The sequence below is a fragment of the Exiguobacterium sp. s141 genome (assembly GCF_018618085.1).
In the GTDB taxonomy this organism is placed as follows: Bacteria; Bacillota; Bacilli; order Exiguobacteriales; family Exiguobacteriaceae; genus Exiguobacterium; species Exiguobacterium mexicanum_A.
This window is the reverse complement of the sequence record NZ_JACSLJ010000001.1, coordinates 535285-561977: the sequence shown is the minus strand read 5'-3', so window position 1 is coordinate 561977 and position 26693 is coordinate 535285. Positions and strand designations below refer to the sequence as shown.

Below are 26693 nucleotides of genomic sequence, written 5' to 3'. Positions count from 1 at the left end.
ATCTGAATATTTAGATAAGATTTCAGGGGATTCAGATACAAGACTTTTGGCTCAACACGACGGTGGCTGAACGACAAATGGATTGCTTTACACTAAAAAGGATCGACCGAGATGGCCGACCCAGGCATGTTATTTAATGACTTTATGTTTCCAAAGAATACCGGACTTGAGCAGCCGAGCGACTTTGCCGGTGAGCGACTGCTTGCCCATGAAGACGCCAAATCCGGCCTTCTTCCCAAGCGATCCTAACGTGCCTCGGAGTTTGATATCCGGCAAATCCGGATAACTGACGCCTTTCCATTTACAGAGCAACACTTGGACGATCTGTTCGGCCTGCGCTTCTGCGAGCTGACCCGAAGGTGCATACGGCAGGCTGGCGTTGTCCCCGACGACGAAGATATCGGGCTGTTCCGGGACGTAGTGGTGTGGTGTCAATTTGACACGTCCACCCCCATCGAGTTCCCAACCTTGGTTGCGGACGACGGCGACCGGTTGAATCCCGGCGGTCCACACCGTCAAATCGGAAGCGAAGTGCTGTTCATGGTTCCATAACCCATCGGCGTCGACCCGGACGATGTTCGAGTTATTGATGACTTCGACACCATGTTCCTCGAACCAAGACTGGACATACATCGAGACACGGTTTGATAGGAACGATAGGACGGACGGGCCGCGGTCGAACAAACGGACCGTCAAGTCGGGACGACTCTCGCGCAGCTCGCTGGCGAGCTCGACACCGGACAGGCCGGCACCGACGATCGAGACGACCGATCCCGGAGATAGGCCGTTGATTGCTTGCTGGGTCTTGCGTGATTCTTCTAACGTTTGGATGCTGTACGTGAACTCGGCGGCACCGGGCACGTTGTGATACTTGTCCTCGCAACCGAGGCCGATGACGAGGTCGTCGTACGGCACTTTTTCCCCGCTCGCGAGCAGGACCATTTTGTCCCCCGTATCGATATCGGTGACTTGGCCGTATATGTAGTCGACCTCTTCTGGAAAATCGATGCGGATATCACGATCCGACACGGTCCCCGCCGCAAGTGCATAATACTCTGTTTTTAATCCATGGTAAGGTAGACGGTCGATGAGTGTGATCGATACGTCCTTCAGCTGATGGCCGAGGACACGTTCGATTACACGCATACCCCCGTAACCGCCTCCCAAGACGACTAATTTGCGCATAAAAATCCCCCTTTGTTACACTTCAACTGTATCATGTTATAATACGCCGTAGAAGAACCATTTTCCTGCTTTGAAGGAAAGGGGAAGGGTGAATGACATGATGAATCCGATCATTGAGTTCTGTGCCTCCAATTTAGCGATGGGTTCACAAATCGCCCGCGCCAAATTAGAGTCCGATCCAGACTTAGACGTCGTCGAATATGGCTGTACGGGCTACTGCGGCGTCTGTTCGCTTGACTTGTTTTGTCTCGTCGATGGTGAGGTCGTGACCGGGGATACACCGGAACAACTCGTGACGAATGTATATGAAAAAATTGAAGAAATGGCATGGTGAAAAAGTTTGAAGGACCTTCAAACTTTTTTTATTTTGACCGTTTTGACCCGTTGCATTTTTAAAAAGGGTCTGTTATATTCAAAGAGGTTCGAATGTAGGTTGTCTGACGTTTAACAACAGAAAAAGAAAGCGTTTCAAACGGTAGGACACATCTCGATTCGGGTATATCACATTATCAGGTTTCCCCAATATGAAAGGAGCACAACACCAATGAATATCATGAGCGTGGTTGGTATTTTGGCACTAATTGGAATCGCTTACATCTTCTCGACCAACCGTAAAGCCATCAAATGGCGCACCGTGCTTGCCGCTTTCGCGGTACAGTTTACGTTCGCCTTCCTCGTCCTCTTCACTACAGTAGGACGTAACGCGTTAGAATGGATCTCAGGAGGCGTCCAGAACGTCTTGAACACGGCGAACGCCGGGATTAGTTTCGTCTTCGGTACAGCTGTCGGCGGAGACAACTTCGTCTTCGCGTTCCAAGTGTTGACGATTATCGTCTTCATGTCGTCACTCATCGCACTTCTCTACTATGTAGGTGTCATGCAGTGGGTGATCCGTATCCTCGGTACGGCTCTCGCCAAAGCACTTGGCACATCACGTAAAGAATCGCTCTCAGCGACAGCGAACATCTTCGTCGGTCAGACGGAAGCACCGCTCGTCATCAAACCTTACCTTCCAACGATGACGCAATCGGAACTCTTCGCTGTCATGGTCGGTGGTCTCGCCTCGGTTGCCGGTTCAGTTCTTGCTGGATACGCTGCTCTTGGTGTACCGCTCGAGTACTTGCTCGCAGCGAGCTTCATGGCTGCTCCTGCTGGTCTCATGTTCGCGAAAATCATCGTCCCGGAAACAGACGTACCGGATGACGATGTCGAAATCGCTGAAGATGAAGAGAACAAGGCGGCGAACTTCGTCGATGCAGCCGCTCGCGGTGCCTCTGACGGTCTCTTCCTTGCATTGAACGTCGGTGCGATGCTTCTCGCCTTCGTTTCATTGATCGCGCTCGTTAACTTGATTCTCGGTGGAATCGGTGGCTTGTTCGGTTTCGACGGTCTCACGCTTCAATTGATTCTTGGTTATGTGTTCGCACCGCTCGCATTCGTGATCGGTGTGCCATGGGCAGATGCTGTTCAATTCGGTAGCTTCCTCGGACAAAAACTCGTGTTGAACGAATTCGTCGCTTTCTCTGAATTCGCACCAATCATCGGTTCTGGTGACCTCTCGGCACGTACGGAAGCTATGATCGCGTTCGCACTCTGTGGATTCGCCAACATCTCATCACTCGCCATCCTTCTCGGTGGTCTTGGTGGAATGGCGCCGAACCGTCGGAACGACATCGCGCGCATGGGTGTCCTCGCGATTCTCGCAGGTACGCTTGCCAACTTGATGTCAGCGACACTCGCTGGTCTTCTTCTCTAATCAAACACGGTATACTCAGAGTGATCACTTCGGTGGTCACTCTTTTTCGTTGTGACGTTTATGAATGAACAGCAAAAAACCGACCGTAAGGCGGTCGGTTTCACTAGTGTTTATCATCCCTGACGAGGTATATCCACTTCATGGAGTCTCGGCCAAGTGGCTTGCCAATTCTTTTTATTGATCCGGGCTCGATAAATATGATGGTGTGAAGAGTCGTTCGCAAAGGCCGGGGTCGGTCGTAACTGTAGTTTGACTATGTCGTCGATACCGTAAGGGGCGGCCAGCTTCAAGCGTCCGCTCGCATCAAGGCTGACACCGATGGCCGTGACCGTCTCAGGGAAATGGGCCAAGGCGTCGACCGCAGATTGATACTGTGGCAATTGATTGACCAGATGCATGCGGGCCTGGTTTTTGACCGACCAAGGGACGTTCGGTAACAGGTCGTGCAGTTGTGCCTCATACTGTTTTTCAATCGCCTCGTCGATGTGAGATCGGTCAAAGTAGATGACATCGACGTCCTCGGTCGGCGTCGGTACTTCGTAGCCGTGCGCGTCATCCCATATTTTTGCCCGCACGTATCCGGCACAAATCCACCAATCGGGTAAACCGAGCGAAGCGACGATTGTCAACAGACGCATCAGTTCCACATCAGTCTCTAAAAAATGGGTCACATCTTCAGTCGTGTTCAATCCATCTCCTCCTATTCTCTCATTAGCATAGCGTACCTATACAAAAAGCACCTAGACCGGGGTCTAGGTGCTTGTCAGTTACGCTTGAAGTTGCATGCGCTGACGTTCGATCCACGGCTTCAATTTGAGGAAGAGTGGGACGAACAAGGCGCTGATCAACAAGGCCTTAATGAAGTTGAACGGCAAGATACCGTATAGGACGAGGTCCGTTTTGACAGCCGGTTGTGCCATCTCGGTCATGCCGAAGAAGAACGCGTAGGCTGGTAAGATGAGCAAATAGTTCAAGATTGCCAAGCTGAGTGCCATCGTGATCGTACCGGCCACGAGGCCTGAAGCGAGCGCTTTATTCGTTTTACGTTTATGGTAGAACCATGCGACCGGATACATGAAGGCGACACCTGCAAAGAAGTTCGCGACTTCACCGACCGGAACGCCGCCACCATTGAAGACATAGTAGAGGACGTTTTTTAGAGCGACGACCACGACGCCTGCGAGTGGGGAGAACACGATCCCGGCGACGAGCGCGGGAATGTCACTGAAATCCACTTTTAGGAACGGTGGTAGGAAAGGCAGCGGGAAGTTAAAGAGCATGAGGACAAAAGAAATGGCCCCGAGCATCGATAGCGTCACCAGTGTTGTCAATCGTTTGTTGCGCGTTGTTTTCATCAAAATCTCTCCTTTTGTCGCTCCTTGATGAATGGCACCCGTCGCATAGAAAAACCCGATTGTATCAAACAATCGGGAGAGTTTACGCGCATACGAAATAGATGTTCTCATCGGTGTTTAGACCACGCCGAAGAAAACATCCGGATATCGGTCGGATGCCGCCATCTTCTCCCATCCAGACTTTACTGTCGGCTTTCGAATCTCACGAAATCAGCAAGCAACGCCTTGCTCGCTCACGGGCTGAGAAGAACTTGTCTTCAATACCGCCGGTCGGGAATTTCACCCTGCCCCGAAGATGGAACGATTTAATTTTTTTTGTTACAGTTTAGTTATACAAGATATTTCACAAAATCTCAAGTCAGTTGACTTGAAGTTAAGATAACGAAGGAGGAGTTCAGATGATTCATTTGACAGAATCAGCCGCATTACAAGTCATCGATATGATGAAACAGACCGAACGCCCCGACGACCAGTACTTGCGGATCAAAGTGCAAGGGGGCGGGTGTACCGGCCTGTCTTACGGGATGGGGTTTGATGAGGATAAGACAGACAAGGACGTTCAGTTTGACCACCACGGCGTCCGCGTCATCGTCGCCGAAGCCGATCACGGGGTCGTCGACGGTCTCGAGATTGACTATAAGCAGTCGATGCTAGGAGGCGGCTTCACGATTAAAAATCCGAACGCCATCGCCACGTGCGGTTGTGGCTCGAGTTTCCGGACGGCATCGAACGCCGGGACACCTGGGGATTGCTAAACGAAAGGCCAATCATGTCTCATGATTGGCCTTTTTTGTATTCAGTCTGTCTCTTCAATCAGAATTAATCGAATGAGTTTCGAAGCCGCGTCTAACTCGATTTGATGTTGCCAAGGACGAAACGCTGTGATTTTACACGTGTCGTTCGTGATGCGGAATGAACAGACGCTCTCTTCCTCTTGGTCAAGGACCGAGTAACGGCTGAAGTCCGATAAGCTTTGGTAAATGGCATATTGTGTCGGTAATTCACACGACCATCCTTTTTCTAATGTGATCTGATGCATGCGTTTCGCCTCTTTCTTGTCTATATATATAAGAATAACAAAAATATTCAAGGATGTGGAAGATTAGTCGAGAGGATGCAAGGGAAAATGAAAAGAGATGTCATTTCATGTAGGAGGGGCAGGGACGATGAGAAAAGTATTGATTTTCGGTGGCTCACGCTATTTTGGAAAGCGGTTGGCGCTTCGGTTGGCGGAGGCCGGTGACGATGTGACGATTGTGACGCGTGGACAACTGCAAGTACCCGAGGCGGAGGGCATCCGGTCGATCAAAGGGGACCGACAGTCGGTGGCCACGATGAAAGATTTGTCACGCGACCATTACGACCTCGTCTATGACAATGTTTGCTTTAACCCGTACCAGGCAAAGATCGCCTCGGACGCTTTCATGGACCAAGTCGGTAAATATGTGCTCACGTCGACGATGTCGGTTTATGCGCCAGGCGCCGAGTTGAAAGAAAGTGATTTCAATCCGCTCCATCATGACTATCATCTCGAATCCGAACATGATTACGGGCAAGGGAAGCGAGAGGCTGAATCTTATTTCTTCCATCGCGCCTCGTTCCCGGTCGCGACGGTCCGCTTGCCAATCGTGCTCGGACCCGACGACTATACAGACCGTCTCAAGTTTTATATCGACGCCGTCCGACGGGAAGAGCCGATCGTACTGCATCACCCGGAAGCGAAGATGGGGTTCATCTCAAGCTTTGAGGCGGCCGCCTTTCTAGAATGGGTCGGTCGGGCGAACGTGACCGGACCGTTCAACGCGGCGAGTGAAGGGGTCATCTCGCTCGGGGCACTCATGGAACGGATCGGCCATCACTTAAATAAACCGGTCCAGATCATCAAAGATGGCGAGTCGTCGCCGTACGATACGGACGTCGACTATTATATGTCGATTGCCGAGGCGAAAAAGGCCGGGTTCGTCTTCACCCAACTCGACGACTGGCTCGACCGGGTCATTGTAAAAACAATCCGCAAATGAAAAATGGCCCTCATCATCGCGATGAGGGCCACATCGTTATTTCCCGGCAAATACCGAAGTCGAATGTTGTGGGTGACGCGCTGTCGGGTCGACGAGCTGCTTCACTTGGTTGATGGCGATCGGGGCTTCACCGAAGCCTGTCGCAATCAATTTCACTTTTCCTTCATAAGTCGCGATGTCACCACAGGCGAAGATGCCGGCGACCGTCGTCTCCATGCGTGAGTCGACGCGGATCGTATTCTTCTCGAACTCCATGCCCCAGTTTTTGATTGGGCCGAGCGATGAGACGAAACCGTAGTTACAGATGAGGTCGTCGATTTCGACGAATTTCGATTCGCCGTCTTTGTCCGTCAATTCGACCGACTCGATGTGTGTCTCACCTGAAAGTGACTCAATGTTATATGGCGTCCACACGTTGATCGTCGAGGCCTTCATTTGCTCGACCGTATGCTCGTGGGCACGGAAACGGTCACGGCGGTGAACGATATGGACTTCCTTGGCGATGCCTTCAAGCATGAGCGCCCAGTCGACGGCAGAGTCGCCGCCGCCAGCGATCATGACGCGGCGGTCGCGGAACTTCTCCATGTTGTCGACGAAGTAATGAAGGTTGGCATAGTCTTCACAACCATCGATGCCGAGCGGTCGTGCGGCGAATGCCCCGTTCCCGGCCGTGATGATGATGGCTTTCGTATGGTACTCATCCTTGTTCGTCGTGATCTGGAACGTGCCGTCTTCAAGACGTTCGACCGTCTCGACCGTCTCCCCGAGGCGATAGTCCTGCTCGAACTGATCGGCTTGGGCTTTTAATTGGTCAATCAAATCTTGGGCTTTCACTTTCGGGAAGCCGGCGATGTCGTAAATATATTTTTCTGGATACAGTGTCGATAATTGTCCGCCGAGCTGCGGCAAACTTTCAATCAACGCCGTATCGAGTTGGCGCATACCTGCATAAAATGCGGTGAACAGTCCGACCGGGCCGCCACCGATGATGATCACATCTTTCGTCGATTTCATCGAATTCCTCCTCAAAACGTATACATCCATTATAGTGACAATCGTGAATTAAATCCATTCTGTACAAACATCCTATACATTCAAAAAAAATTCAAGAAGATAAGCTTTTCCATTGAGAAAACGAAATAAACAGCGTACAATGAACGAGAAGCAATTGTGAACATTGGTTGAACAAGGTTTAGGCTTTATTGTGAACATTCATGTGAAAAAACACACAACGTGATTGTTCAAGAAAACAAAACTATCAAAACAAGGTGGAAATGAACATGAAACGACCTAACATTGTTATTCTTGGCGCAGGTTTCGGTGGACTCATCACAGCGGTGAACCTCCAGAAGACGCTCTCAGCTGGCGACGCTAACATCACGCTCATTAACAAGCATGATTACCATTACCAGACGACATGGCTCCATGAACCAGCGGCCGGAACGATGAAACCGGAGCAAGCTCGTATCTACATCAACGACGTTGTGAACCCGTCACGCGTGAAATTTGTCAAAGGGATCGTCGATCGCGTCGATACTACGGCTAAACAAGTACTACTCGCAGACGGCTCGACTGTTGAATATGATTATGTCGTGTTCGCACTCGGCGGCATTCCAGAAACATTCGGAATCCCAGGCCTCAAAGAGAACGCGATGACAATCAGTTCATTGAACAGCGTCCGTAAAATCAAAGAACATATCGAATACTCATTCACACAATACAAGACGAACGGGTCGGCTGACCGCTCGTACGTGACAATCGTCGTCGGCGGCGCAGGTTTCACAGGTATCGAGTTCCTCGGTGAGCTCGTCAACCGTGTCCCTGAGCTTTGCAAGCAGTATGACGTGCCACGTGAAGCGGTTCGCATCGTGAACATCGAGGCGGCTCCGACCGTCCTTCCTGGTTTCGACCCAGAACTTACGACGTATGCACAGAAATGGCTCGAGCGTAACGGTGTCGAGATGAAACTCGGCAACGGCATCAAAGGCGTTGAGCCTGGCGTCGTCACGTTCGGTCCGCTTCAAGGCGACACGACGGAGACGATCGCAGCGAACACGATCCTTTGGACAGGTGGCGTCAGCGGTAGCCCGATCATCGAGAAATCTGGTTTTGAAGCGGTCCGTAACCGTGTCATGGTCGAGGCGGACAACCGTGCCCCTGGTCACGACAACGTCTTCATCATCGGTGACTGCTCGGCTGTCATGGATCCGGTCTCAAACCGTCCATACCCGCCGACTGCTCAAATCGCGACGCAACAAGCGCACAACGTAGCGAAAAACATCGCCGCGCTCATCAACGGAAAATCGACTTCGAAATTCACGTATGAGAGCAAAGGGACAGTCGCTTCACTTGGCCATAACGACGGCATCGGCATCGTCATGGGCAAAAAGATCTTCGGTCGCAACGCTTCATTCATGAAGAAAGTGATCGACAACAAACACTTCCTCGAATTGAAGAAGTACGGTCTCGTCCTCAAAAAAGGTAAATTCTAAGCATATGACCAAGTAGCCCGCTCATCCGAACGGGCTACTTTTTTGATGACGCCTCATGGTTCACCTTTGACCTAAGAGAGGGCGATTCGGTATAATAGACAACGGGAAAAGGGGGCAATCGCATGCATATCATCCAGGCTGTCATTGGGGCGATTCTTTATTTGGTCATCTTCTTCAGCATCGGCTTCATTTTGAACATGCTACTTAAAAAAACATGGACGCTCGTGTTCATCTATCCGATTTTCGTCATTATGATGATTGATAACGTCAAGCTCTCGAGTTACATCACGGAGACATCGACCGCGCTCGCCAACGTTTACGAACGGGTGCTCGGACTTCAGTTTTTGGATGTGTTCATGCTAGGTTTCGGACTGCTCGGTGCGATTTTGGCCGGCGTCACGATCCGCTACTTGCGTAAGAGTGGTTACTCAATGTTTTAAAGACGGCAGAAATGTTCGTCTTTTTTGTTTTCTGCCTACTTTTTTAGAAAGCGAACCGATATACTAGATAAGATAACGATTTAATTAGTAAGGGATGCGATGAGAATGACATTACCGATGTATACGATCAAGAAAGTGTTGAATAATAGCGTTGTCATTTGCCAACATGATCCGGAACCGGAAGTCATTCTACTCGGGAAAGGGATTGGCTTCGGCAAGAAAGCGGGCGATCTCGTCGACCCGGCCAGTGTCCCGGAGAAAGTGTATCAACTGACAGATAAAGAAGAACAATCACAATACCGTGAGCTCGTCAAACACGTCGATGAAGACTTTATTGCCTTCATGCAAGAAATCGTCGGGTTTATCGAGAACAATACGGGCAAAAAAGTCGATCAACATATTCATATCGGTTTGACTGACCACTTGTTCTTCACGATGAAGCGAATCGAACAAGGGATGGAAGTGACAAATCCGTTCTTGCTCGAGACCGAATCGCTCTATCCGAACGAGTACACGCTCGCCGAACGTATCGTCGATATGATTCACGAGCGGCTTGACGTGCTGTTGCCGGACGCGGAGATCGGATTTATCGCGCTCCATATCCATTCGGCGACGACGTTCAAAAACGTCCTCGAGGTCAATCGACACAACCAAATCATCGGGCAAATCGTTCAGACGATTGAGAGTCGTTTGAACGTCAAAATGGACCGGAGTTCACTCGATTATAAGCGCTTACTTCGGCACTTAAGGTACGCCGTTGAGCGGGTTGCGACGGGTGAGATGGTGGAGGCCCCACAAAAAATTGAAAAGGTATTGCGCGAAGAATATCCGCTATGCTATAGTACTGCTTGGGAGCTGATGGGCATCATGGAACGCGAATTAAAGCGTCCTGTCCCGCGAGGTGAAGCGACATATTTGACGATGCATCTCCAGCGCCTAACAAGTAGATAACTGATACCACGTATCTTACGTGTTACTGATTCGATCAGGCATGAGTAAGGAGTGGAACGCAACGATGTCTCCATTAGGAGAGGTCTACGTTCTATACCTTATTCATGCCTGTTTCTGTTTTTATAAACGTTTATTATGAAAACGTTTAGATACGTCGGTTGTCTGACATCTACAGTCGTCTTTCCGCACGAAACAATCACAAAAGGAGGATTTATCATGTTTAAGCAGATCTTTGGTGTTCTTCAAAAAGTCGGTAAAGCACTTATGCTTCCTGTTGCGATTTTGCCGGCAGCCGGTCTTCTTCTTGCATTCGGTAACGCGATGCAAAACCCGGCCCTTACATCACGCGCTGGTTGGTTAACGAACGAAGGCGTTGTGAAATTCGCTCAGCTCATGGAGCAAGCGGGTGGCATTATCTTCTCGAACTTAGCACTCTTATTCGCAGTCGGTGTCGCGATCGGTTTAGCAGGGGACGGCGTTGCCGGACTCGCAGCCATCGTCGGATTCCTCATCATGAACAAAGTAATGGGTGTTTGGCTCGAACTCACACCTGAAATCATCGCACAAGGTGATCCGGCTTACGCATCAGTACTTGGGATTCCAACACTCCAAACAGGGGTATTCGGAGGGATCATCGTCGGTCTGATTGCCGCATGGGCATACAATAAGTACTTCAACATTGAATTGCCGCAATTCCTTGGCTTCTTCGCTGGTAAGCGTTTCGTCCCAATCGTTACTGCAGTATTGGCAGTTGTCGCTGGTTTCGTTATGCTTCTCATCTGGCCACCAGTTCAACACGGCTTGAACACGTTCTCAAACTTCATGTTGACTGAAAACCGCACGTTCGCGGCATTCATCTTCGGTTTGATCGAACGTTCATTGATTCCATTTGGTCTTCACCACATCTTCTACTCACCATTCTGGTTCGAGTTCGGCTCGTACACGGATGCAGCGGGTAACATCGTTCGTGGTGACCAAGCGATCTTCTTCGCACAAATTCGTGATGGCGCTGAGCTCACAGCCGGTACGTTCATGACTGGTAAGTACCCGTTCATGATGTTCGGTCTTCCAGCAGCAGCACTCGCAATGTACCACGAAGCACGTCCTGAACGTAAAGCAGTCGTCGGTGGTCTCTTGGCTTCGGCAGCACTTACATCGTTCTTGACTGGTATCACTGAGCCGATCGAGTTCTCATTCTTGTTCGTTGCTCCACTCTTGTTCGCAGTACACGCAGTCTTCGCTGGCCTTTCGTTCATGGTCATGCACATCTTGAACGTCAAAATCGGGATGACGTTCTCGGGCGGTTTGATCGACTACCTTCTTTTCGGTGTACTTCCTAACCGTACAGACTGGTGGCTCGTCATTCCAGTCGGTCTCGTGTTCGCAGTCGTTTACTACTTCGGATTCCGCTTCGTTATCCGTAAGTTCAACCTTAAAACACCGGGCCGTGAAGATGAAGTCGTTGAGCAATCAACTGCTACAGGTTCGGAACTTGCACAAGATATCCTCGTTGGTTTCGGTGGTTCACAAAACATCAAACACCTTGACGCATGTATCACACGTCTCCGCGTCGAAGTAAAAGATAAGAGCCAAGTCAACAAAGAAGAGTTGAAACGCCTCGGGGCAGCTGGTGTCCTTGAAGTCGGTAACAACGTTCAAGCCATCTTCGGACCACGTTCGGATGCATTGAAATCAGAAATGCAAGCGGTCATCGCTTCAGGTAACGAAAAGAAAGCAAACTGAATGAAGCTATAAGCCAATCCATTATGGATTGGCTTTTTTTGTATGGGTGAAACGGTTTCAGCCTAATGGCAGATGGGGAAAAGTAAGTATTCTGACAAAAGGAGGGAACCATGATGTGGAAGAAAGTGTTTGGTGTTTTGCAACGAATCGGGAAGGCACTTATGCTTCCGGTTGCGATTCTACCGGCAGCCGGTCTATTACTCGCATTTGGTACCGCGTTCCAAAACCCTGATCTCGTTTCGCTCTTGCCTTTCTTGGCAAACGATTCACTCGTCCTCGTCTGGCAAGTTATGACAGATGCCGGGGATATCGTGTTTGCCAATCTAGGTCTATTGTTCGCCGTCGGTGTCGCCATCGGGCTAGCCAACGGGGACGGTGTTGCCGGGTTAGCAGCTATCGTTGGTTATTTGATTATGAACAAGGTTATCAGCACGTGGAACGGTATTACCGCGGAAATCGCCCAGGGAGACCCGGCCTATGCCACGGTACTCGGGATCCCGACGCTCCAAATGGGGGTATTCGGGGGTATTATCGCAGGTCTCATTGCCGCATTCGCGTACAACAAGTACTTCAACATCAAGTTGCCGGATTTCTTAGGGTTCTTTGCAGGGAAACGGTTCGTGCCTATCGCGACCGCTGCATTCAGCTTATTGATCGGGATTGCGCTCGCCTACATTTGGCCGCCGATCGGTTCAGCGATCAACACGTTCTCGAGCACGATCATTGAAGCGAACGTCGCCGTCTCTGCCTTCGTCTTCGGTTTGGTCGAACGTTCTTTGATTCCGTTCGGTCTGCACCACATCTGGTACTCACCGTTTTGGTTCCAGTTCGGGGAATATACGAACCAGGCGGGAGACCTTGTCCAAGGGGACCAACGGATCTTCTTCGCACAATTACGTGACGGAGTCGAATTTACGGCCGGTACGTATATGACCGGGAAGTTCCCGTTCATGATGTTCGGATTGCCTGCCGCTTGTCTCGCCATGTTCCACACGGTCCCGAAAGAGCGTCGTAAAGACGTCGAAGGACTTTACTTCTCAGCAGCCCTCACCTCATTCTTAACGGGAATCACCGAGCCGGTCGAATTCTCGTTCGTCTTCGTTGCACCTCTACTCTTTGGTATTCATGCCGTCTTTGCGGGACTATCCTTTATGACCATGCACTTGCTCAACGTTAAGATCGGGATGACGTTCTCAGGCGGACTCATCGACTATCTATTGTTCGGAGTGTTGCCGAACCGGACAGCCTGGTGGCTCGTCATTCCAGTCGGCCTCGTCTTCGCGGTTATTTATTACTTCGGGTTCCGCTTCGCCATTACGAAGTTCGACTTGAAAGTGCCGGGACGTGAAACCGTCGCCGAAGGCAAAGGCGCCCGTGCCGTCGTCGGAGACGATTTACCGTACGAAGTGCTCGTGGGTCTCGGCGGACCTGAAAACGTCAAACACCTCGACGCCTGTATCACGCGTCTCCGCGTCACAGTGAACGATGTGAAACAAGTCGATAAAGACTTGCTCAAAGATTTGGGAGCGGCCGGAGTACTCGAAGTCGGAGATAATATTCAAGCCATCTTCGGACCGAAATCGGATACGCTCAAATCGCAAATCGCGGCCATCATCGAGGGCGGCGAATACAAACCGAAAGAAAAAGCCGTCATCACACCAGAAGCGGCCGAACATGCCGATCATCGCTTCCTCGCCCCGATGTCGGGTGTCATCTTGTCACTCGATGACGTTCCGGACCAAGTCTTCTCGGGCCGTATGATGGGTGAAGGGTTTGCCATCGAACCGAGTTCGGGACAAGTCGTTGCGCCGGTCACGGGACAAATCACGACGTTCTTCCCGACGAAACATGCGATCGGTCTACTTGCGGACGATGGACGCGAGATTCTTATCCATGTCGGACTCGATACGGTCAATCTGAAAGGCGAAGGTTTCGTCGCCAAAGTGAAAGAAGGCGACCGCGTCGAAGCGGGGGATGTCTTGCTCGACGTTGACCTCAATTTGATTCGTGACAAAGTCCCATCGCTCATCACGCCGATCATTTGGACGAACGGAGACGGTAAAATCGTCGTCGTCCCATTCGGAGAGACGGTCGTCGCCGGTGAAGCGCTCGACTTCAGAACGGATGATAAAGGAGCCGAGTAAACAAAAAAGAAGCTCTCGCAGCTGCGAGAACTTCTTTTTTTGTTACTTCTTAATATCGAATTTTTCACTGAGGAAGTTCACGACTTCTTCAGCTGTATCCATGTTGAGAACATCGTTGACAATCGCTTCTGTTTCTGACTTCGTCAAACGCTTCACGAGGCTACGTGCGCGAAGGACGCTTGAAGCTGACATCGAGAACTCGTCAAGGCCAAGTCCGAGAAGGATTGGAATCGCGAGCTCTTCTCCAGCCATCTCGCCACACATGCCGACCCATTTGCCAGCTTTATGTGCTTCTGTGATGACGTTGTGGAGAAGGTTCAAGATGGCCGGGTTGAACGGTTGGTACAAGTACGAGACTTTCTCGTTCATGCGGTCCGCTGCCATCGTGTATTGAATCAAGTCGTTCGTGCCGACTGAGAAGAAGTCGACTTCTTTCGCGAATTGCTTCGCCATGACGGCAGTCGATGGAATCTCGACCATCATCCCTGTCTCGTAGTTACCGACAGCGATGCCTTCTGCTTTCAACTTCGCTTCTTCTTCGAGAAGGAGCGCTTTCGCCGCGCGGAACTCTTCAAGTGTCGCGATCATTGGGAACATGATGGCGAGGTCACCGTGCGCTGAGGCACGGAGAAGGGCGCGAAGTTGTGTGCGGAACAAGTCCGTCTCTTCGAGGCAAAGGCGAATCGCGCGATAGCCGAGGAACGGGTTCATTTCTTTTGGAAGGTCGAGGTAAGACAATTCTTTATCTCCACCGATATCGAGCGTACGGATGACGACTTGTTTGCCGTCCATACCTTCGAGTACTGCTTTATAGGCTGTATATTGCTCTTCTTCCGTCGGGAACGTTTCTGAGTCCATGTAGAGGAACTCGGTCCGGTAAAGGCCGATGGCGTCAGCGCCGTTTTTCAACACGCCTTCGAGGTCGTTCGGTGTACCGATATTTGCCGCAAGTTTGACTTTATGGCCGTCGGCTGTGACTGACTCTTCGTTGACGAGTTGTTTCAACTCTTCTTTGTAAGCTTCGAATGAAGCACGTTTTTCAACGTATTCATTGACGAGTTCTTCAGACGGGTTGACGAAGACGTCGCCTTCTGTCCCGTCGATGACGACGAGGTCGCCGTTCTTGATTTCTTCGAGCGCTACTTTTGTTCCGACGACAGCAGGAATCTCGAGTGAGCGAGACATGATCGCTGAGTGAGACGTACGTCCACCAATGTTTGTCGCGAAACCTTTGACGTATTTACGGTTGAGTTGCGCCGTGTCAGACGGTGTCAAATCTTCAGCGATGATGATGACTTCTTCAGAAATCGACGCAGGCGTCATGAATGTGACACCGAGGATATGCGCCATGACGCGTTTTGTGACGTCACGAACGTCGGCAGCGCGTTCACGCATGTACTCGTTATCCATCGATTCAAAGATCATGACCATCATTTGAGCGACTTCATCGAGCGCTTTCGCAGCGTTCATGTGTTCGCTTTCAATTTTGTCGTTCACTTGTGAGACGATCTCTGGATCTTCGACGATGAGCAAGTGTGCCGAGAAAATCTCTGCCTTGTCTTCGCCGAGTTCACGAAGTGTGATCTCGCGAATTTCTTCGAGTTCTGTCTTTGACTGAGCGATCGCCGCTTGAAAACGGGCTTTCTCAGCTGCTACGTCCTCGATTTTGTTTGTCGGGATGTCAAATGAAGGTGTCTCCATGACGAATGCTTTCGCAACTGCGATTCCTGCAGATGCGCCAATACCTTTAATGTGTGACATAAGCGTAGTCCCTCTCTTCAAAGAAATAGTGGTTTCCAACGTTATCTCGTTAGTTCTTACCCGAAATGAAAAAGGAACTAACGAAAACCTGGAAGATTAAAGTAGCAACGGTCTACTACTAGGGGAAGCCTCGACCGAACAAAATGGCCTCGCCTCAACAGGGAGGGATGCCTGATTGCGTACTTTCTTATCCTATCATAAAATAAATCATCGTCACAACGAGGAGTTAACGCCTGAATTCGAAGATTTATTGACTCTTGCGCATACTGTTTCATTATTTGGCAGAAGTTCGTTATGCTAACCATATATAAAGAAGGGAAGTGGCAAACATGTATCAAGTGAAAGACTTAGATTGGAACGGTTCATATGACACAATCGTCGTGGGGATCGGCGCTGCCGACACGATTGAGGAAGGACTCGATTCATTGTTTAATGGACGCGTCAAAGCATTGATTCAATCGGCAGATATTTCAACGAAAACAGGTGAAGTCTCCATCGTCCCGACGTTTGAGGGAACGGTTAAACGGATCCTATTCGTCGGTCTCGGACAACGGAACGAAAATACGGTTGAAAATGTGCGCAATTGGTTCGGGAAAGTCGCCAAACACATCAAAGCCCGTGCCTTCACGGACGTCGCGGTCGCCCTCGACACGTTCGGACCGAATACGGCGAAACTGTTTGCTGAAGCGTATGAGATGGCGACGTATGAGCATCCTACATACAAATCAGAGCCGAAACCGGCGAAACCCGACGTAACGATCACGTTGCTCGGAGCTGATGCAGAGGAAGAGGCGCTAGCAGGTGCAGCTTACGGACGTGGGGTGAATGTGGCGCGGTCGCTCACGATGATGCCAGCCAATATTTTGACGTCGGAAACGCTCGCGGACTATGCGGTCGAGTTGGCCGAACGTCACGGCTTTGAACATCGCATCATTGAAAAAGAAGAGATGGAAGGGCTCGGAATGGGCGCGCTTCTCGCCGTCAACCAAGGGTCGACGATCCCGCCGAAGTTGATCGTGCTCGAATATCGCGGAGCTGGAGACGAGGCGCCTGTCGCTGTCGTCGGAAAAGGAATCACGTTTGATACGGGCGGTTACTCGATCAAGCCGAAAGACGGCATCGTCGGTATGAAAGGGGATATGGGCGGCGCCGCGACGGTACTTGGTTTATTCGAGACGCTCGCGACGACGAAACCGAACGTGAACGTCATCGGTGTCATCCCATCGACGGACAACATGATCTCAGGGGACGCATTCAAGCCGGACGATGTCATCACGGCGATGAACGGGAAGACGATTGAAGTGCTTAACACGGATGCGGAAGGTCGTCTCGTCCTCGCCGACGCCGTTACCTTTGCCAAGACGTATGAACCGCAAGCCATCATCGATGTGGCCACGCTCACGGGCGGTGTGCTCGTCGCACTCGGTACGGAAGTGACTGGTTGCCTGACGAACGATGCGTCGCTCTACGGCGCCTTAGAAGCTGCGAGCCGTGACACGAACGAACTCGTCTGGCAGATGCCATACTTCGATGTCTTCATCAACCAAGTGCGTAAGTCGGAAGTCGCCGACTTGAACAACTCACCGGGCCGTTACGGTCATATGATTTTCGGCGGCGCTTTTGTCGGTGAGTTCGTCGGGGACACGCCTTGGCTCCATCTCGACATCGCTGGGACGAGCGAACGTTCGTCGGCGAGCGACCTCGGACCAAAAGGACCGACTGGCGTCATGGTGCGCACACTCGCCTCGATGCTCGAAGGATGGAAACGTTGAAAATTGGATTTGTATTAATCGGTTTGGCCGTCGTCTCCGGTTTCGGATACACGGCTTGGCCAAGCCGTTGGTTGTTAGGAGTGACCGTCTTTTGCGCGGTGCTCGGAGTGCTGTTTTTGATGCAGGAGGGACGCCGTGGTCGGAGTAGGAATTGATGGCGCGCGCGGGGGGTGGGTACGAATCACGTACGACAGCATCTCGCTCTGTTTGACCATCTCAGAGAAGTTAGAAGATTTATTGATCGAAGGGGCCGTGCATTTTGTCGATATGCCGAAAGACTTAGGGTCGATCGACAAGCCGGACCGAACGTGTGACGCGTGGATGCGGTCACAACTAAAAGAGCGGAAGTCATCGATCTTCACACCACCGATTCAAGAAGTGGTAACAGAAGCATCGTATGAGACGGCCAACGCGAGAAGTCGCGAACTAGTCGGAAAAGGAATCAGCAAACAAGCGTGGAACCTTGTGCCTCGGATTCGAGAGTTTCAAACGATCGCTGAAACGGACGTCTATGAGTCACACCCGGAAGTGTGCTTCGCCGTCATGACCGGGAACGAGGCGCGTTTCAGCAAGAAGACCGAGGCGGGAGAACTCGAACGGATCGAGTTGTTGCGCCGCTATTCAAAAAGCTCGCCCTGGAAGTGGAAGATGTCGAACGTACAAGTCGATGATATTATCGACGCCTGTATTTTGGCCGTGGCCGCCTATGAGGCGGGAACGACTGGGATGGTGACGCATCCGGACCAAACTGAAGGAGCGCCGTTCGTAGCGGTACCGAAGACAAAAGAGCGATGACGCGTCATCGCTCTTTTGGTGTCGTCGGCCCGAGGACGAATCTCCACATATAGTGAAACACTTGGGCGTTATAGAGCGCCTTGAGCAGAACGGCCAAGACCGGTCCTAAAATGAAGCCGAGCACCCCGAACAGTTGCAAACCGACAAAAATCGAGATGAGGGCGGCGAGCGGGTCAAGTCCAATGTGAGAACCAACGATTTTCGGTTCAGCCAAGTTACGTTGGACGATGACGACGATATACAAGATGACGAGGCCGATGGCGAGGAACCAGTCGCCGCTCACGGCGGCATAGGCGGCCCATGGCAATAACAGCGTCCCGACGCCTAGGTACGGCAACAAGTCGAAGATGGCCGCTAAAAGAGCGAAAGAGAATGGATTGTCGACCCGCAGGATGAACATGCCGACAAGGACGATCCCGAACGTGATGGAGATAAGCGTCAATTGGGCCCGGACGTAACCGAACAGGGCCGAGCGCAAATTGGTCATGACCAATTCAAATTCCTTAAAGCCTTTTCGCTCATTCAAGCGCGCGATGGACCGCATGTAGACGTTCCAGTCTTTCGTGATGAAGAACCAGGCGAGCACGATAACGATGAACAAGAGCAAGACGAGCGGTAAGGCGCTGAGGATATTTTGCAACAAACCGGCGACCCCTCGTGACAAGACGCCGATCGCGGCTCCGAGCTGGACCCCGATTTCGGTGATCCCGCCTTCGAGCGAGTTCGTCTGTCCCGGATTGAGCCGCTGGACGCTGTCATACGCATCATTGACGAACGGGGCAATTTTTTCGTTGAACATGCGCTGTATGTATTCGGTGAACGTTTCAATCTGATCGGGAAGTTTCTCGGCGGCGATCGTCAAGTAACGGATGAGTTGAGTCACCACGATGGCAATCACACCGCTGACGACACTCATGACGATCAACAAGGAGGCGAGCGCCCCAAGAGCCCGGGGCAATTTGGTCTCGCGCTCGAACCAATTGACGAGCGGGACGGTCAACAAGGATAACAAGAAGGCGAACACGAAAGGATACGTGTACGTAAAGAGGACGCTCAGTCCCCAAATGACGAAGACGAGCCCGATAATGACGAGCAGGAAACGAAGTAACTGCCAAAGCCTGGCTGGCGACACGACACATGGCCCCTTTCCTAACGATTGGATTGAGCATAGTATACCACGCAACCGGTAAATATAGAGGATGGATAGGTGATTAAACATGAAGGAATTACAACGACGAATCGATCGGATGATTATTCATTTAGGCGGCTACTGGCGGCCGCTGTCGGGGTTGGCCCGGCTGTTAGAAGAAGTGGGCGAAGTTGGCGGCGCGCTCTATGCCGACGACCGAGTCGCCCTGCGTGAAGAGCTGATGGACGTCTTCGTTATTTCGACGTGTCTGGCGAATCAATATGCCATCACCCTCACGAATCAAACGACAGACCGTGACGAGACGAAAGAAGAACGTAGCTACTACCGCCTCGTGCGCGAGGCGGGGGAAGTTGGCCGCATATTAAATGCCTACGAAGGCGATAAAAAATTGAAGGCGTCCGCGACGCCGGGATCGTTGCAACGACACATCGAGGCCGTTCAACAGGCGGTCATGGAACTTGCCGACATGAATGGATTTGACCTATTCGCGGAGATCGCCTCGTTGATCGAAGACAAGTCGTCCCGAGACTTCGGACGCTTCGACCATACCCCCGACCCGATTACGGAAGATTCGGTCCGCACGTATCGTTCTTATGTGGAAGGACGGTACTGGGGCGGGGTGAAGGCTAAACCTTTCGAAGAAGTGAGCCGATATAGAGAGCGGGAAGGGCATTTGGCGCGGTTTTTAAAGATCGCCGAAGTCGAGGGACTCGATGGGTTTGTCATTCGACAACCTGAGCCGCCTTTCCAAATCGATCGCTCCATCGAGACTGATTTGCAACTAGCGGCCCCTTTCGCCGTCGAGATCGAGCGACATGGCACTGATACGTTTTGGATTGTGCGAAAACAAGGGTAAAAACATTCACCTTTTTTGGAAAAAGTATTCATCATTTTTTCAAATATTTACTTTTTCAATAAAAGCAATGTGCTACTATGAAGGTGTTGTCAGTCGCGATGTGCGTATGAAGAAAGGAATATTTTGGATGAATATGAAGCTTTTTAAACTTGCCCTCATCATGACCGTTGTCTTGTTTTCAATCCAAATACCCGCGGTGGAAGCCGCTACTTTGGACGGAGAGACGACAGTAAACTTGAACGTTCGCTCTGCACCAAGTACGAGCGGAAAATTGATACAAACGCTAAAAAAGGGAACAAAAGTAAAATATGTAATTTATAACAAATCGTGGAGTAAGATATATTTAAACGATCGAACGTACTATGCTTCCGCCCAGTACATCAAGCGAATCCCGTCCCAATCCACGACGGTCACGAAGCAAGCTGCCACTTCGACGGGTGTGACGACCGTCAACTTGAACATCCGTGTGTCGGCGCATAGCAAGGCGACCGTGTACCGGACGCTTAAAAAAGGCACGACCGTTCAATATGCCGTGCATAACTCGTCTTGGGCGAAAGTGTACTTGAACGGGAAGACGTATTATGCGGCCAAGGCATATATTGCTCCGAAAGCCGTCGCATCGACACCAGCCCGTGAAACAGGCTATACGAACCGTGATTTGAAGTTGTTTGGCGAACGGAATCAGCGTTCGTCGGTGTTGAAGGTATTGCCGGCCAAGTCAGCGGTCGTCTCGAGCAAATATAACTCGAGCTGGTCGGTTGTCTACGTTGGCAGTAGCACATATTATACGCCGACGGCATGGATCACGCCGGGAACGTTGAAACCGAGCGCGGCAAAAGTAAACGGTCATGCCAACCGTGAGTTGAAGTTGTTTGGCGAGCGCAATCAGCGTTCGAAAGTGTTGAAAGTATTGCCGGTCACGACGGAAGTCGTCTCGAGCAAATATAACTCAAGCTGGTCGGTCGTCTATGTCGGAAGCGAAACGTATTATGCGCCGACGGCTTGGATTACGCCTGGGGCACCGACGATGCCTCCGCCGACGACGAAACCGCCAGTCGTAAAAGTCGATGGTCATGCCAACCGCGAGTTGAAACTGTTCGGCGCGCGCAACCAACGTTCGACGGTGTTGAAAGTGTTGCCGGCCAAGTCGGCGGTCGTCTCGAGCAAATATAACTCGAGTTGGTCGATCGTCTACATCGGCAGCAAAACGTATTACACGCCGACGGCATGGATCACACCTGGAGCGCCGCCGGTAACGAAACCGCCGACGACGAAACCGCCGACGACGAAACCGCCGGTCATTCAAAAAGTAACAGGATATGCGAACCGAAATGCCAACCTGTTCAAGAAGACGCTTCAATCATCACCGGTCGCTCGTGTGTTGCCGAAGTATACGCCGGTGACGTACAGCAAACATAACTCGAGCTGGTCGGTCGTCTATATCGGGTCGGACGCGTTCTATACCCCGACAGCTTGGTTGTCGGCCGGGAAGGCCCCGGACGCCCCTGCGGCGACGCCTAAAGGGAAAGTGTACACGAACACACCAGGGGACGTCTTGAACGTCCGGGCGAGCGCCTCGGCGAGCTCGACGATTCTCGGCCGACTCGCTCATAGCACTCAAGTCGACCATTACGGCTCGACGAACGGCTTTTATAAAATCAAGTACAACGGTCGCGACGGCTACATCGCGACGGCTTACGCGATGACGCTCAAGCCGAGCGCGACGAGCAACGCCGTCATCGTCCTCGATGCGGGCCATGGAGGCGGTGACCCGGGAGCGGTGAATGGATCGCTCTATGAGAAGGCGATCGTTCTCGATGTGACGAAACGAGTCGAGGCGTATCTTCGTTCGAAGTATGACTACCAAGTCCGGTTGACGCGCTCGACGGATGTCTACTTGACGCTTGACCAACGCGTTCAGACGGCAAAAACGCTTCGCGGCAACTTGTTCGTCAGCTTGCACACGAATGCTGCGACGACTCAGTATGCTAAAGGTGTCGAGACGTTCTATTCGTCTTATTCAGCCCACAGTTCGAAGAGCCGTGTGCTGGCGACGAACATTCAATCCAATTTGATGGGCAAGATGTCCGGGATGACGAACCGCGGTGTGAAGACGGCGAACTATTATGTGATTCGTTATAATACGATGCCATCGGCCCTCGTCGAACTCGGTTTCATCTCTTCGCCGCAAGACGTCACCCACTTACGGAGCAACGCCTCACGCCAACGGATGGCGGAAGGTGTCGCTGAAGGGATCGCTCAGTACGTACGCGCTTATCATTAAATTTCATCCATTAAAAACGCCCCGACTCACGATGAGTCGGGGCATTTTGTGCTTATAGGTCGTCGAAGCCGTTGGCGTCGGTGACTTTTGCGTACGAGCGTGACTTCTGTTCGAAGAAGTCGGATTTCGTGGCATTCAATGAATCGTCTGAGTACGCACGAATCCACGGCATGACGTCTTCGTTGAACCCTTCATACAGATCGTTCAAGCCGATGACGCGGAGGCGCTTGTTGGCGAGGTATTTGACGTAATCGCGCATCTCGCTGACGTCGAGCCCGTCGAGGTCGCGAAGGACGTATTCGCACCATTCGACCTCGAGGTCGACGGCTTCCGCCATCGTGTCATAGACGAACTGGCTGAAGCTGCCGTCGGCGTCGATCTCCGGGTTTTCCGTCAAGACGGCCCGGAGCAACTGGCTGACGAAATACGAGTGTTGCATCTCGTCACGCTGGATGTAGCTGATCATCGTCGACGTGCCGACCATCTTCTGGTGACGGGCCAAGTTGTAGAAGTAGGCAAAACCGGAATAGAAGTTGATGCCTTCGAGAATAATCGAGGCGACGAGCGACTTGGCGAACGTCTCGGCCGTCTGGTCGGCCCGGAAGTCCTCGTATAAGTCTAAGATGAACTGATTCCGTTTCATGACCATCTCGTCGTCCTTGGCGATATCGAAGATGCGATTTTGCTCGCTGAGCGGGACGAGGCTCGAGAGGACGTAGCTATATGATTGGTTATGGACGACTTCTTGTTGAGCGATGACGGCGAGCACGGCGTGCACTGACGAGTCTGATGAGAACATCGATGACTCGAGGATATAGCGTGTCTGTACCGAGTCGAGGATCGACAACAACCCGATGATCCGTTTGAAGGCGTCTTGTTCACGCTCGCTCAACTGCGGCCATTGCTGCATGTCTTTCGACATCGAGATCTCATCCGGGATCCAGAAGTTTGAGAGCAGTTGTTTATAGATGGTGTAAAACTGCGGATAGGCGATGTCGTTCCAATTGACGATGGAACTCGTCTCGCCCCCGATAATGGCAGTCGCCCGGTTAGGATGTTTGGGCGACAGTAGTTTGATCTTTTGAATGGTCATGGACATATACTCCTTCTTCGGTGTTTCTAGCCAACCGTTCGGCCCAGTGACGGACGTTGTACGGTTGATTGCGCGGTGACTGCTCGATTTTCAATGTCTCACCGGCGAGGGGAATTCCGTATTTCGAAAGGTGGTAGGCCATCTCGTCGACCGCTCGGCAGAAGTGGACGAACATCTTGTCACCTGTCCCAAACACGGCGGCTTGGCGAAGCGGCACATTAAGTTCTTTCAAGACGAGACGGAACGTATCTTTCATCTCGTCCGGCAAGACGCCGTCCGCCCACGTATACGACCCGAAGTAAACGAGGTCGTACGTGGCGAGTGATTGGGCTTCGCGATGGCCAATGCGGTCCGCTTCATATAGGGCGACACGGTCGCCCCGATGGACGTGGGTCGCCTGAATCAGCTCGGCGACCTCTTCTGTATTCCCGCTCATCGAACTATAGACGATTGCGACGTTCATGGTTGGTCCCACCTTTCTGTTACGTGACGTTACGAAGCACACGATTCACATTCGTCGACTTCAACAGTCGTCGAACGCGTGTAGTAAATTGATTTCATTCCGAGTGACCAGGCCTCGAGATGCATCGAGAGGAGCTCGGTCGCTTTCACGTCATTTTTGACGTAAAGGTTGAAGCTGATCGCTTGGTCGATGTGACGCTGGCGGGCCGCGTTTTGACGGATGCTCCAGAGTTGGTCGACTTCGAACGCTGATTTATAGAACCAGTTCGTCTCCGGGTTGAGGTCAGGGACCGTCACCGGGATCTTATAGTTTTTCTTCTCTTCCGAGTAGACCTTCTTATAGACCGGATCGATCGAAGCCGTGCTACCCGCGATGATCGCTGTCGACGAGTTCGGTGCGACCGCCATCATGTAGGCGTTGCGGACACCGTTTTGATGAACCGCTTCCGCGAGGCCGTCCCAATCGAGTTCATCGTGTGAGCGGTAGTTACGGCGTTTGAAGTACTCACCCGTATGCCACTCCGATCCTTTGAAGACGCCGAATGCGCCTTTTTCTTTGGCTAATTCCATTGACGCTTGAATCGTAAGGTAAGCAATCTTCTCATACAGCTTTTCCGCGTACTGGACGGCATCGACCGATTCCCAACGGATGCCTTCGAGGGCGAGCAGGTGATGCCAACCGAACGTTCCGAGTCCGACGGCGCGGTATTTCTGGTTCGTGATCATCGCTTGTGGCACTTCAATCGTGTTCAAGTCGATGACGTTGTCGAGCATCCGCATTTGAATCGGGATGAGTCGCTCGAGGACGTCCGATTTGACGGCTCGGGCGAGGGCGATTGAGCTCAAGTTACAGACGACGAAGTCACCAGGTGTCTTCGTGATGACGATTTTTCCGTCCGCTGTGTACTCTTCATCGATTGTCGTCGGCGACATGTTTTGCGCGATCTCTGAGCAGAGGTTCGAGCTGTAAATCATGCCCGCGTGTTTGTTCGGGTTGGCACGGTTCACGGCGTCGCGGAAAAACATGTAAGGCGTTCCTGTCTCGAGCTGTGAGCGCATGTATCGTTTGACGAGGTCGATGGCCGGTACCGTTACGCGCGAAAGCTCCGGCGTATTGACGCACGCTAAGTATTTCTCGGTGAACGAACCGCCATTTTCCGTCTCATCGTAGAAGTCTTCAAGGCTGAAGCCCATGACCGTACGAATTTCGTGTGGGTCGAACAAGTGCCAGTCGCCACGTGCTTCGACCGTACGCATGAACAAGTCGGGCAAGCAGACGCCTGTGAACAAGTCGTGAGTCCGAAGGCGCTCGTCCCCGTTGTTCAATTTCGCATCGAGGAACTCAAAAATGTCCTTATGCCAAATGTCGAGGTAGACGGCAATCGAGCCTTGGCGCATGCCGAGCTGGTCGACCGAGACGGCCGTGTTGTTCAGTTGCTTCATCCAAGGGAGCGCGCCGCTCGAGACGCCTTTGAAGCCTTTGATGTCGCTGCCGCGTGAGCGGATCTTGCCGAGATAGACGCCGATTCCGCCGCCGCCTTTCGAGAGCGTGGCCACATCTGTGTTCGAGTCGTAGATGCCGCGGAGCGAGTCGTCGACCGTGTCGATGAAACATGAGCTGAGCTGCCCGTACGATTTCCCGGCGTTCGAGAGCGTCGGTGTAGCAACCGTCATATAGAGGTTCGATAATGCCCAATACGCTTCTTCGACGAGTTTCACACGTTGGTCAGCGTTCTCTTTTTGCATGAGCGTCATGGCGATGACCATGAACCGCTCTTGCGGCAACTCGTACAAGTTTTTGACGTGGTCGCGGCCGAGGTAACGGTCTGCTAACGTCCGGAGACCGATGTAGGTGAACATGCGGTCACGTGACGGGTCAATCAACGTCTCCAAGTAGGCGATGTCTTCTTTCGAGTACGTATCGAGTAGTGCCGAGGTGAAGATGCCTTTTGTCGTGAGCGTCTCAATCATTGGATAGAGAGCGCCGTAACGCATCGAGGCGTCATAACCGCGGTTACGGGCCGCTTCTAAATAGAGGCGGTTTAAGTACATTTCTGTGGCGACGAACGTCCAGTCCGGCTCTTCGGCCTTCAACATATCGAGGGCGTGCATCGTCAAGAGTTCATATACTACATCTTGTGTCAGTGTCTTTCCTTCGAGCGCCCGGACGGCTCGTTCTTCGTATCGTTCGACACTAAGCTGTGGGTAGCGTTGTTTTAATGATTGGATCAATGTCGAGACGTCAGTAAGTGTTGGCGCAGCAGCCAACATATTCTCGTGATGGATAGGGGATGTCAAAACGATCACTCCTTCTTCGGATGTAGATATTATAAAGGTATAGCGGAACTTGTCCGATTCGACGTCAATGATGGATGAACGTGATAAATATCCGTTAACTATATATTGACGTTTTATTGTCTTTTTAATCATAAA

Annotated in this window: 22 protein-coding genes, 2 pseudogenes and 1 riboswitch; of the genes and pseudogenes, 14 read left to right on the top strand and 10 right to left on the bottom strand. The window is 51.6% G+C overall.

Annotated features, from left to right (window positions below; genetic code table 11):
- Positions 1-129: 129 nt before the first annotated feature.
- Entirely contained in the window at positions 130-1185 is a 1056-nt protein-coding gene (locus tag KNP74_RS02880) for an NAD(P)/FAD-dependent oxidoreductase (protein WP_214763289.1), read from the bottom strand.
- Positions 1186-1282: 97 nt separating this feature from the next.
- Between KNP74_RS02880 and KNP74_RS02875 the strand changes: the two genes are divergently transcribed.
- Positions 1283-1519: a YuzB family protein gene (locus tag KNP74_RS02875; RefSeq protein WP_021065517.1), complete on the top strand. Its 237-nt coding sequence runs from the start codon at positions 1283-1285 to the stop codon at positions 1517-1519.
- Between the two features lie 210 nt (positions 1520-1729).
- On the top strand, positions 1730-2941 hold the full coding sequence (locus KNP74_RS02870; protein ID WP_138859126.1) for a NupC/NupG family nucleoside CNT transporter: 1212 nt from the start codon (positions 1730-1732) through the stop codon (positions 2939-2941).
- 113 nt (positions 2942-3054) lie between these two features.
- Here KNP74_RS02870 and KNP74_RS02865 read toward each other — a convergent pair whose 3' ends face one another.
- Together KNP74_RS02865 and KNP74_RS02860 are read right to left on the bottom strand one after the other, a co-directional pair.
- On the bottom strand, positions 3055-3579 hold the full coding sequence (locus tag KNP74_RS02865) for a nucleotidyltransferase family protein (RefSeq protein WP_214763587.1): 525 nt from the start codon (positions 3577-3579) through the stop codon (positions 3055-3057).
- Between the two features lie 129 nt (positions 3580-3708).
- Positions 3709-4296, bottom strand: a complete 588-nt coding sequence (locus KNP74_RS02860) for an ECF transporter S component (protein WP_029595118.1) — start codon at positions 4294-4296, stop codon at positions 3709-3711.
- Positions 4297-4455: 159 nt separating this feature from the next.
- A riboswitch (FMN riboswitch) is annotated at positions 4456-4597 on the bottom strand.
- A gap of 97 nt (positions 4598-4694) precedes the next feature.
- Here KNP74_RS02860 and KNP74_RS02855 point away from each other — a divergent pair.
- Positions 4695-5051: a HesB/IscA family protein gene (locus tag KNP74_RS02855; protein WP_138859128.1), complete on the top strand. Its 357-nt coding sequence runs from the start codon at positions 4695-4697 to the stop codon at positions 5049-5051.
- 41 nt (positions 5052-5092) lie between these two features.
- On the opposite strand, the gene KNP74_RS02850 is transcribed toward KNP74_RS02855, so the two are convergent.
- Positions 5093-5335, bottom strand: coding sequence for a hypothetical protein (locus KNP74_RS02850; RefSeq protein ID WP_029595120.1), 243 nt, complete (start codon positions 5333-5335; stop codon positions 5093-5095).
- Positions 5336-5462: 127 nt separating this feature from the next.
- Between KNP74_RS02850 and KNP74_RS02845 the strand changes: the two genes are divergently transcribed.
- Entirely contained in the window at positions 5463-6317 is an 855-nt protein-coding gene (locus tag KNP74_RS02845; RefSeq protein WP_214763288.1) for an NAD-dependent epimerase/dehydratase family protein, read from the top strand.
- 36 nt (positions 6318-6353) lie between these two features.
- Here KNP74_RS02845 and KNP74_RS02840 read toward each other — a convergent pair whose 3' ends face one another.
- A complete protein-coding gene (locus KNP74_RS02840) occupies positions 6354-7331 on the bottom strand; it encodes an NAD(P)/FAD-dependent oxidoreductase (protein ID WP_029595122.1) in 978 nt (325 codons plus the stop codon).
- Between the two features lie 266 nt (positions 7332-7597).
- Between KNP74_RS02840 and KNP74_RS02835 the strand changes: the two genes are divergently transcribed.
- The 5 genes and pseudogenes from KNP74_RS02835 to ptsG (KNP74_RS02815) all read left to right on the top strand — a co-directional run.
- Complete coding sequence (locus KNP74_RS02835; protein ID WP_214763287.1) at positions 7598-8809, top strand: NAD(P)/FAD-dependent oxidoreductase; 1212 nt, start codon at positions 7598-7600, stop codon at positions 8807-8809.
- Positions 8810-8931: 122 nt separating this feature from the next.
- A complete protein-coding gene (locus KNP74_RS02830) occupies positions 8932-9249 on the top strand; it encodes a YuiB family protein (RefSeq protein ID WP_021065526.1) in 318 nt (105 codons plus the stop codon).
- Between the two features lie 105 nt (positions 9250-9354).
- The gene (gene glcT / locus KNP74_RS02825; protein ID WP_214763286.1) at positions 9355-10200 is read left to right on the top strand and encodes a glucose PTS transporter transcription antiterminator GlcT; all 846 of its coding nucleotides are present in this window, start codon (positions 9355-9357) and stop codon (positions 10198-10200) included.
- 216 nt (positions 10201-10416) lie between these two features.
- Positions 10417-11916 (top strand): annotated as a pseudogene (ptsG, locus tag KNP74_RS02820) (glucose-specific PTS transporter subunit IIBC); the annotation flags it as partial.
- A 140-nt stretch (positions 11917-12056) separates the two neighbouring features.
- Positions 12057-13994 (top strand): annotated as a pseudogene (gene ptsG, locus KNP74_RS02815) (glucose-specific PTS transporter subunit IIBC); the annotation flags it as partial.
- Between the two features lie 135 nt (positions 13995-14129).
- Here ptsG (KNP74_RS02815) and ptsP read toward each other — a convergent pair.
- A complete protein-coding gene (ptsP, locus tag KNP74_RS02810; RefSeq protein WP_138859133.1) occupies positions 14130-15848 on the bottom strand; it encodes a phosphoenolpyruvate--protein phosphotransferase in 1719 nt (572 codons plus the stop codon).
- Between the two features lie 329 nt (positions 15849-16177).
- On the opposite strand from ptsP, the gene KNP74_RS02805 reads away from it, so the two are divergent.
- The 3 genes from KNP74_RS02805 to KNP74_RS02795 are packed head-to-tail and all read left to right on the top strand — an operon-like array spanning position 16178 to position 18415.
- Entirely contained in the window at positions 16178-17620 is a 1443-nt protein-coding gene (locus KNP74_RS02805) for a leucyl aminopeptidase (protein WP_034778358.1), read from the top strand.
- On the top strand, positions 17608-17775 hold the full coding sequence (locus KNP74_RS02800) for a hypothetical protein (protein ID WP_214763284.1): 168 nt from the start codon (positions 17608-17610) through the stop codon (positions 17773-17775). The genes KNP74_RS02805 and KNP74_RS02800 overlap by 13 nt, the downstream gene beginning before the upstream one ends.
- Entirely contained in the window at positions 17756-18415 is a 660-nt protein-coding gene (locus tag KNP74_RS02795) for a DUF429 domain-containing protein (RefSeq protein WP_214711847.1), read from the top strand. The genes KNP74_RS02800 and KNP74_RS02795 overlap by 20 nt, the downstream gene beginning before the upstream one ends.
- Positions 18416-18419: 4 nt before the next feature.
- On the opposite strand, the gene ytvI is transcribed toward KNP74_RS02795, so the two are convergent.
- Entirely contained in the window at positions 18420-19547 is a 1128-nt protein-coding gene (gene ytvI, locus KNP74_RS02790) for a sporulation integral membrane protein YtvI (protein WP_214763283.1), read from the bottom strand.
- 85 nt (positions 19548-19632) lie between these two features.
- On the opposite strand from ytvI, the gene KNP74_RS02785 reads away from it, so the two are divergent.
- Positions 19633-20421, top strand: coding sequence for a MazG nucleotide pyrophosphohydrolase domain-containing protein (locus KNP74_RS02785; RefSeq protein WP_034778353.1), 789 nt, complete (start codon positions 19633-19635; stop codon positions 20419-20421).
- Between the two features lie 127 nt (positions 20422-20548).
- The gene (locus KNP74_RS02780) at positions 20549-22705 is read left to right on the top strand and encodes an N-acetylmuramoyl-L-alanine amidase (RefSeq protein WP_214763282.1); all 2157 of its coding nucleotides are present in this window, start codon (positions 20549-20551) and stop codon (positions 22703-22705) included.
- A 52-nt stretch (positions 22706-22757) separates the two neighbouring features.
- Here KNP74_RS02780 and KNP74_RS02775 read toward each other — a convergent pair whose 3' ends face one another.
- From KNP74_RS02775 to KNP74_RS02765, 3 genes are read right to left on the bottom strand one after another with little or no spacing between them, the layout of a single operon-like run.
- Complete coding sequence (locus tag KNP74_RS02775; RefSeq protein WP_034778351.1) at positions 22758-23798, bottom strand: ribonucleotide-diphosphate reductase subunit beta; 1041 nt, start codon at positions 23796-23798, stop codon at positions 22758-22760.
- Complete coding sequence (locus tag KNP74_RS02770) at positions 23755-24261, bottom strand: flavodoxin domain-containing protein (RefSeq protein WP_138859138.1); 507 nt, start codon at positions 24259-24261, stop codon at positions 23755-23757. Before KNP74_RS02770 ends, KNP74_RS02775 begins: the two co-directional genes overlap by 44 nt.
- Before the next feature lie 29 nt (positions 24262-24290).
- Positions 24291-26546: a ribonucleoside-diphosphate reductase subunit alpha gene (locus KNP74_RS02765; protein WP_371816316.1), complete on the bottom strand. Its 2256-nt coding sequence runs from the start codon at positions 26544-26546 to the stop codon at positions 24291-24293.
- Between the last annotated feature and the right edge of the window lie 147 nt (positions 26547-26693).

What these genes read in the sequence shown, in the direction of transcription:
- KNP74_RS02880 (WP_214763289.1), bottom strand. Translation starts at nt 1,185, where the DNA reads ATGCGCAAATTAGTCGTCTTGGGAGGCGGTTACGGGGGTATGCGTGTA.
- KNP74_RS02875 (WP_021065517.1), top strand. Translation starts at nt 1,283, where the DNA reads ATGATGAATCCGATCATTGAGTTCTGTGCCTCCAATTTAGCGATGGGT.
- KNP74_RS02870 (WP_138859126.1), top strand. Translation starts at nt 1,730, where the DNA reads ATGAATATCATGAGCGTGGTTGGTATTTTGGCACTAATTGGAATCGCT.
- KNP74_RS02865 (WP_214763587.1), bottom strand. Translation starts at nt 3,579, where the DNA reads ATGCGTCTGTTGACAATCGTCGCTTCGCTCGGTTTACCCGATTGGTGG.
- KNP74_RS02860 (WP_029595118.1), bottom strand. Translation starts at nt 4,296, where the DNA reads ATGAAAACAACGCGCAACAAACGATTGACAACACTGGTGACGCTATCG.
- KNP74_RS02855 (WP_138859128.1), top strand. Translation starts at nt 4,695, where the DNA reads ATGATTCATTTGACAGAATCAGCCGCATTACAAGTCATCGATATGATG.
- KNP74_RS02850 (WP_029595120.1), bottom strand. Translation starts at nt 5,335, where the DNA reads ATGCATCAGATCACATTAGAAAAAGGATGGTCGTGTGAATTACCGACA.
- KNP74_RS02845 (WP_214763288.1), top strand. Translation starts at nt 5,463, where the DNA reads ATGAGAAAAGTATTGATTTTCGGTGGCTCACGCTATTTTGGAAAGCGG.
- KNP74_RS02840 (WP_029595122.1), bottom strand. Translation starts at nt 7,331, where the DNA reads ATGAAATCGACGAAAGATGTGATCATCATCGGTGGCGGCCCGGTCGGA.
- KNP74_RS02835 (WP_214763287.1), top strand. Translation starts at nt 7,598, where the DNA reads ATGAAACGACCTAACATTGTTATTCTTGGCGCAGGTTTCGGTGGACTC.
- KNP74_RS02830 (WP_021065526.1), top strand. Translation starts at nt 8,932, where the DNA reads ATGCATATCATCCAGGCTGTCATTGGGGCGATTCTTTATTTGGTCATC.
- glcT (WP_214763286.1), top strand. Translation starts at nt 9,355, where the DNA reads ATGACATTACCGATGTATACGATCAAGAAAGTGTTGAATAATAGCGTT.
- ptsP (WP_138859133.1), bottom strand. Translation starts at nt 15,848, where the DNA reads ATGTCACACATTAAAGGTATTGGCGCATCTGCAGGAATCGCAGTTGCG.
- KNP74_RS02805 (WP_034778358.1), top strand. Translation starts at nt 16,178, where the DNA reads ATGTATCAAGTGAAAGACTTAGATTGGAACGGTTCATATGACACAATC.
- KNP74_RS02800 (WP_214763284.1), top strand. Translation starts at nt 17,608, where the DNA reads ATGGAAACGTTGAAAATTGGATTTGTATTAATCGGTTTGGCCGTCGTC.
- KNP74_RS02785 (WP_034778353.1), top strand. Translation starts at nt 19,633, where the DNA reads ATGAAGGAATTACAACGACGAATCGATCGGATGATTATTCATTTAGGC.
- KNP74_RS02780 (WP_214763282.1), top strand. Translation starts at nt 20,549, where the DNA reads ATGAATATGAAGCTTTTTAAACTTGCCCTCATCATGACCGTTGTCTTG.
- KNP74_RS02775 (WP_034778351.1), bottom strand. Translation starts at nt 23,798, where the DNA reads ATGACCATTCAAAAGATCAAACTACTGTCGCCCAAACATCCTAACCGG.
- KNP74_RS02770 (WP_138859138.1), bottom strand. Translation starts at nt 24,261, where the DNA reads ATGAACGTCGCAATCGTCTATAGTTCGATGAGCGGGAATACAGAAGAG.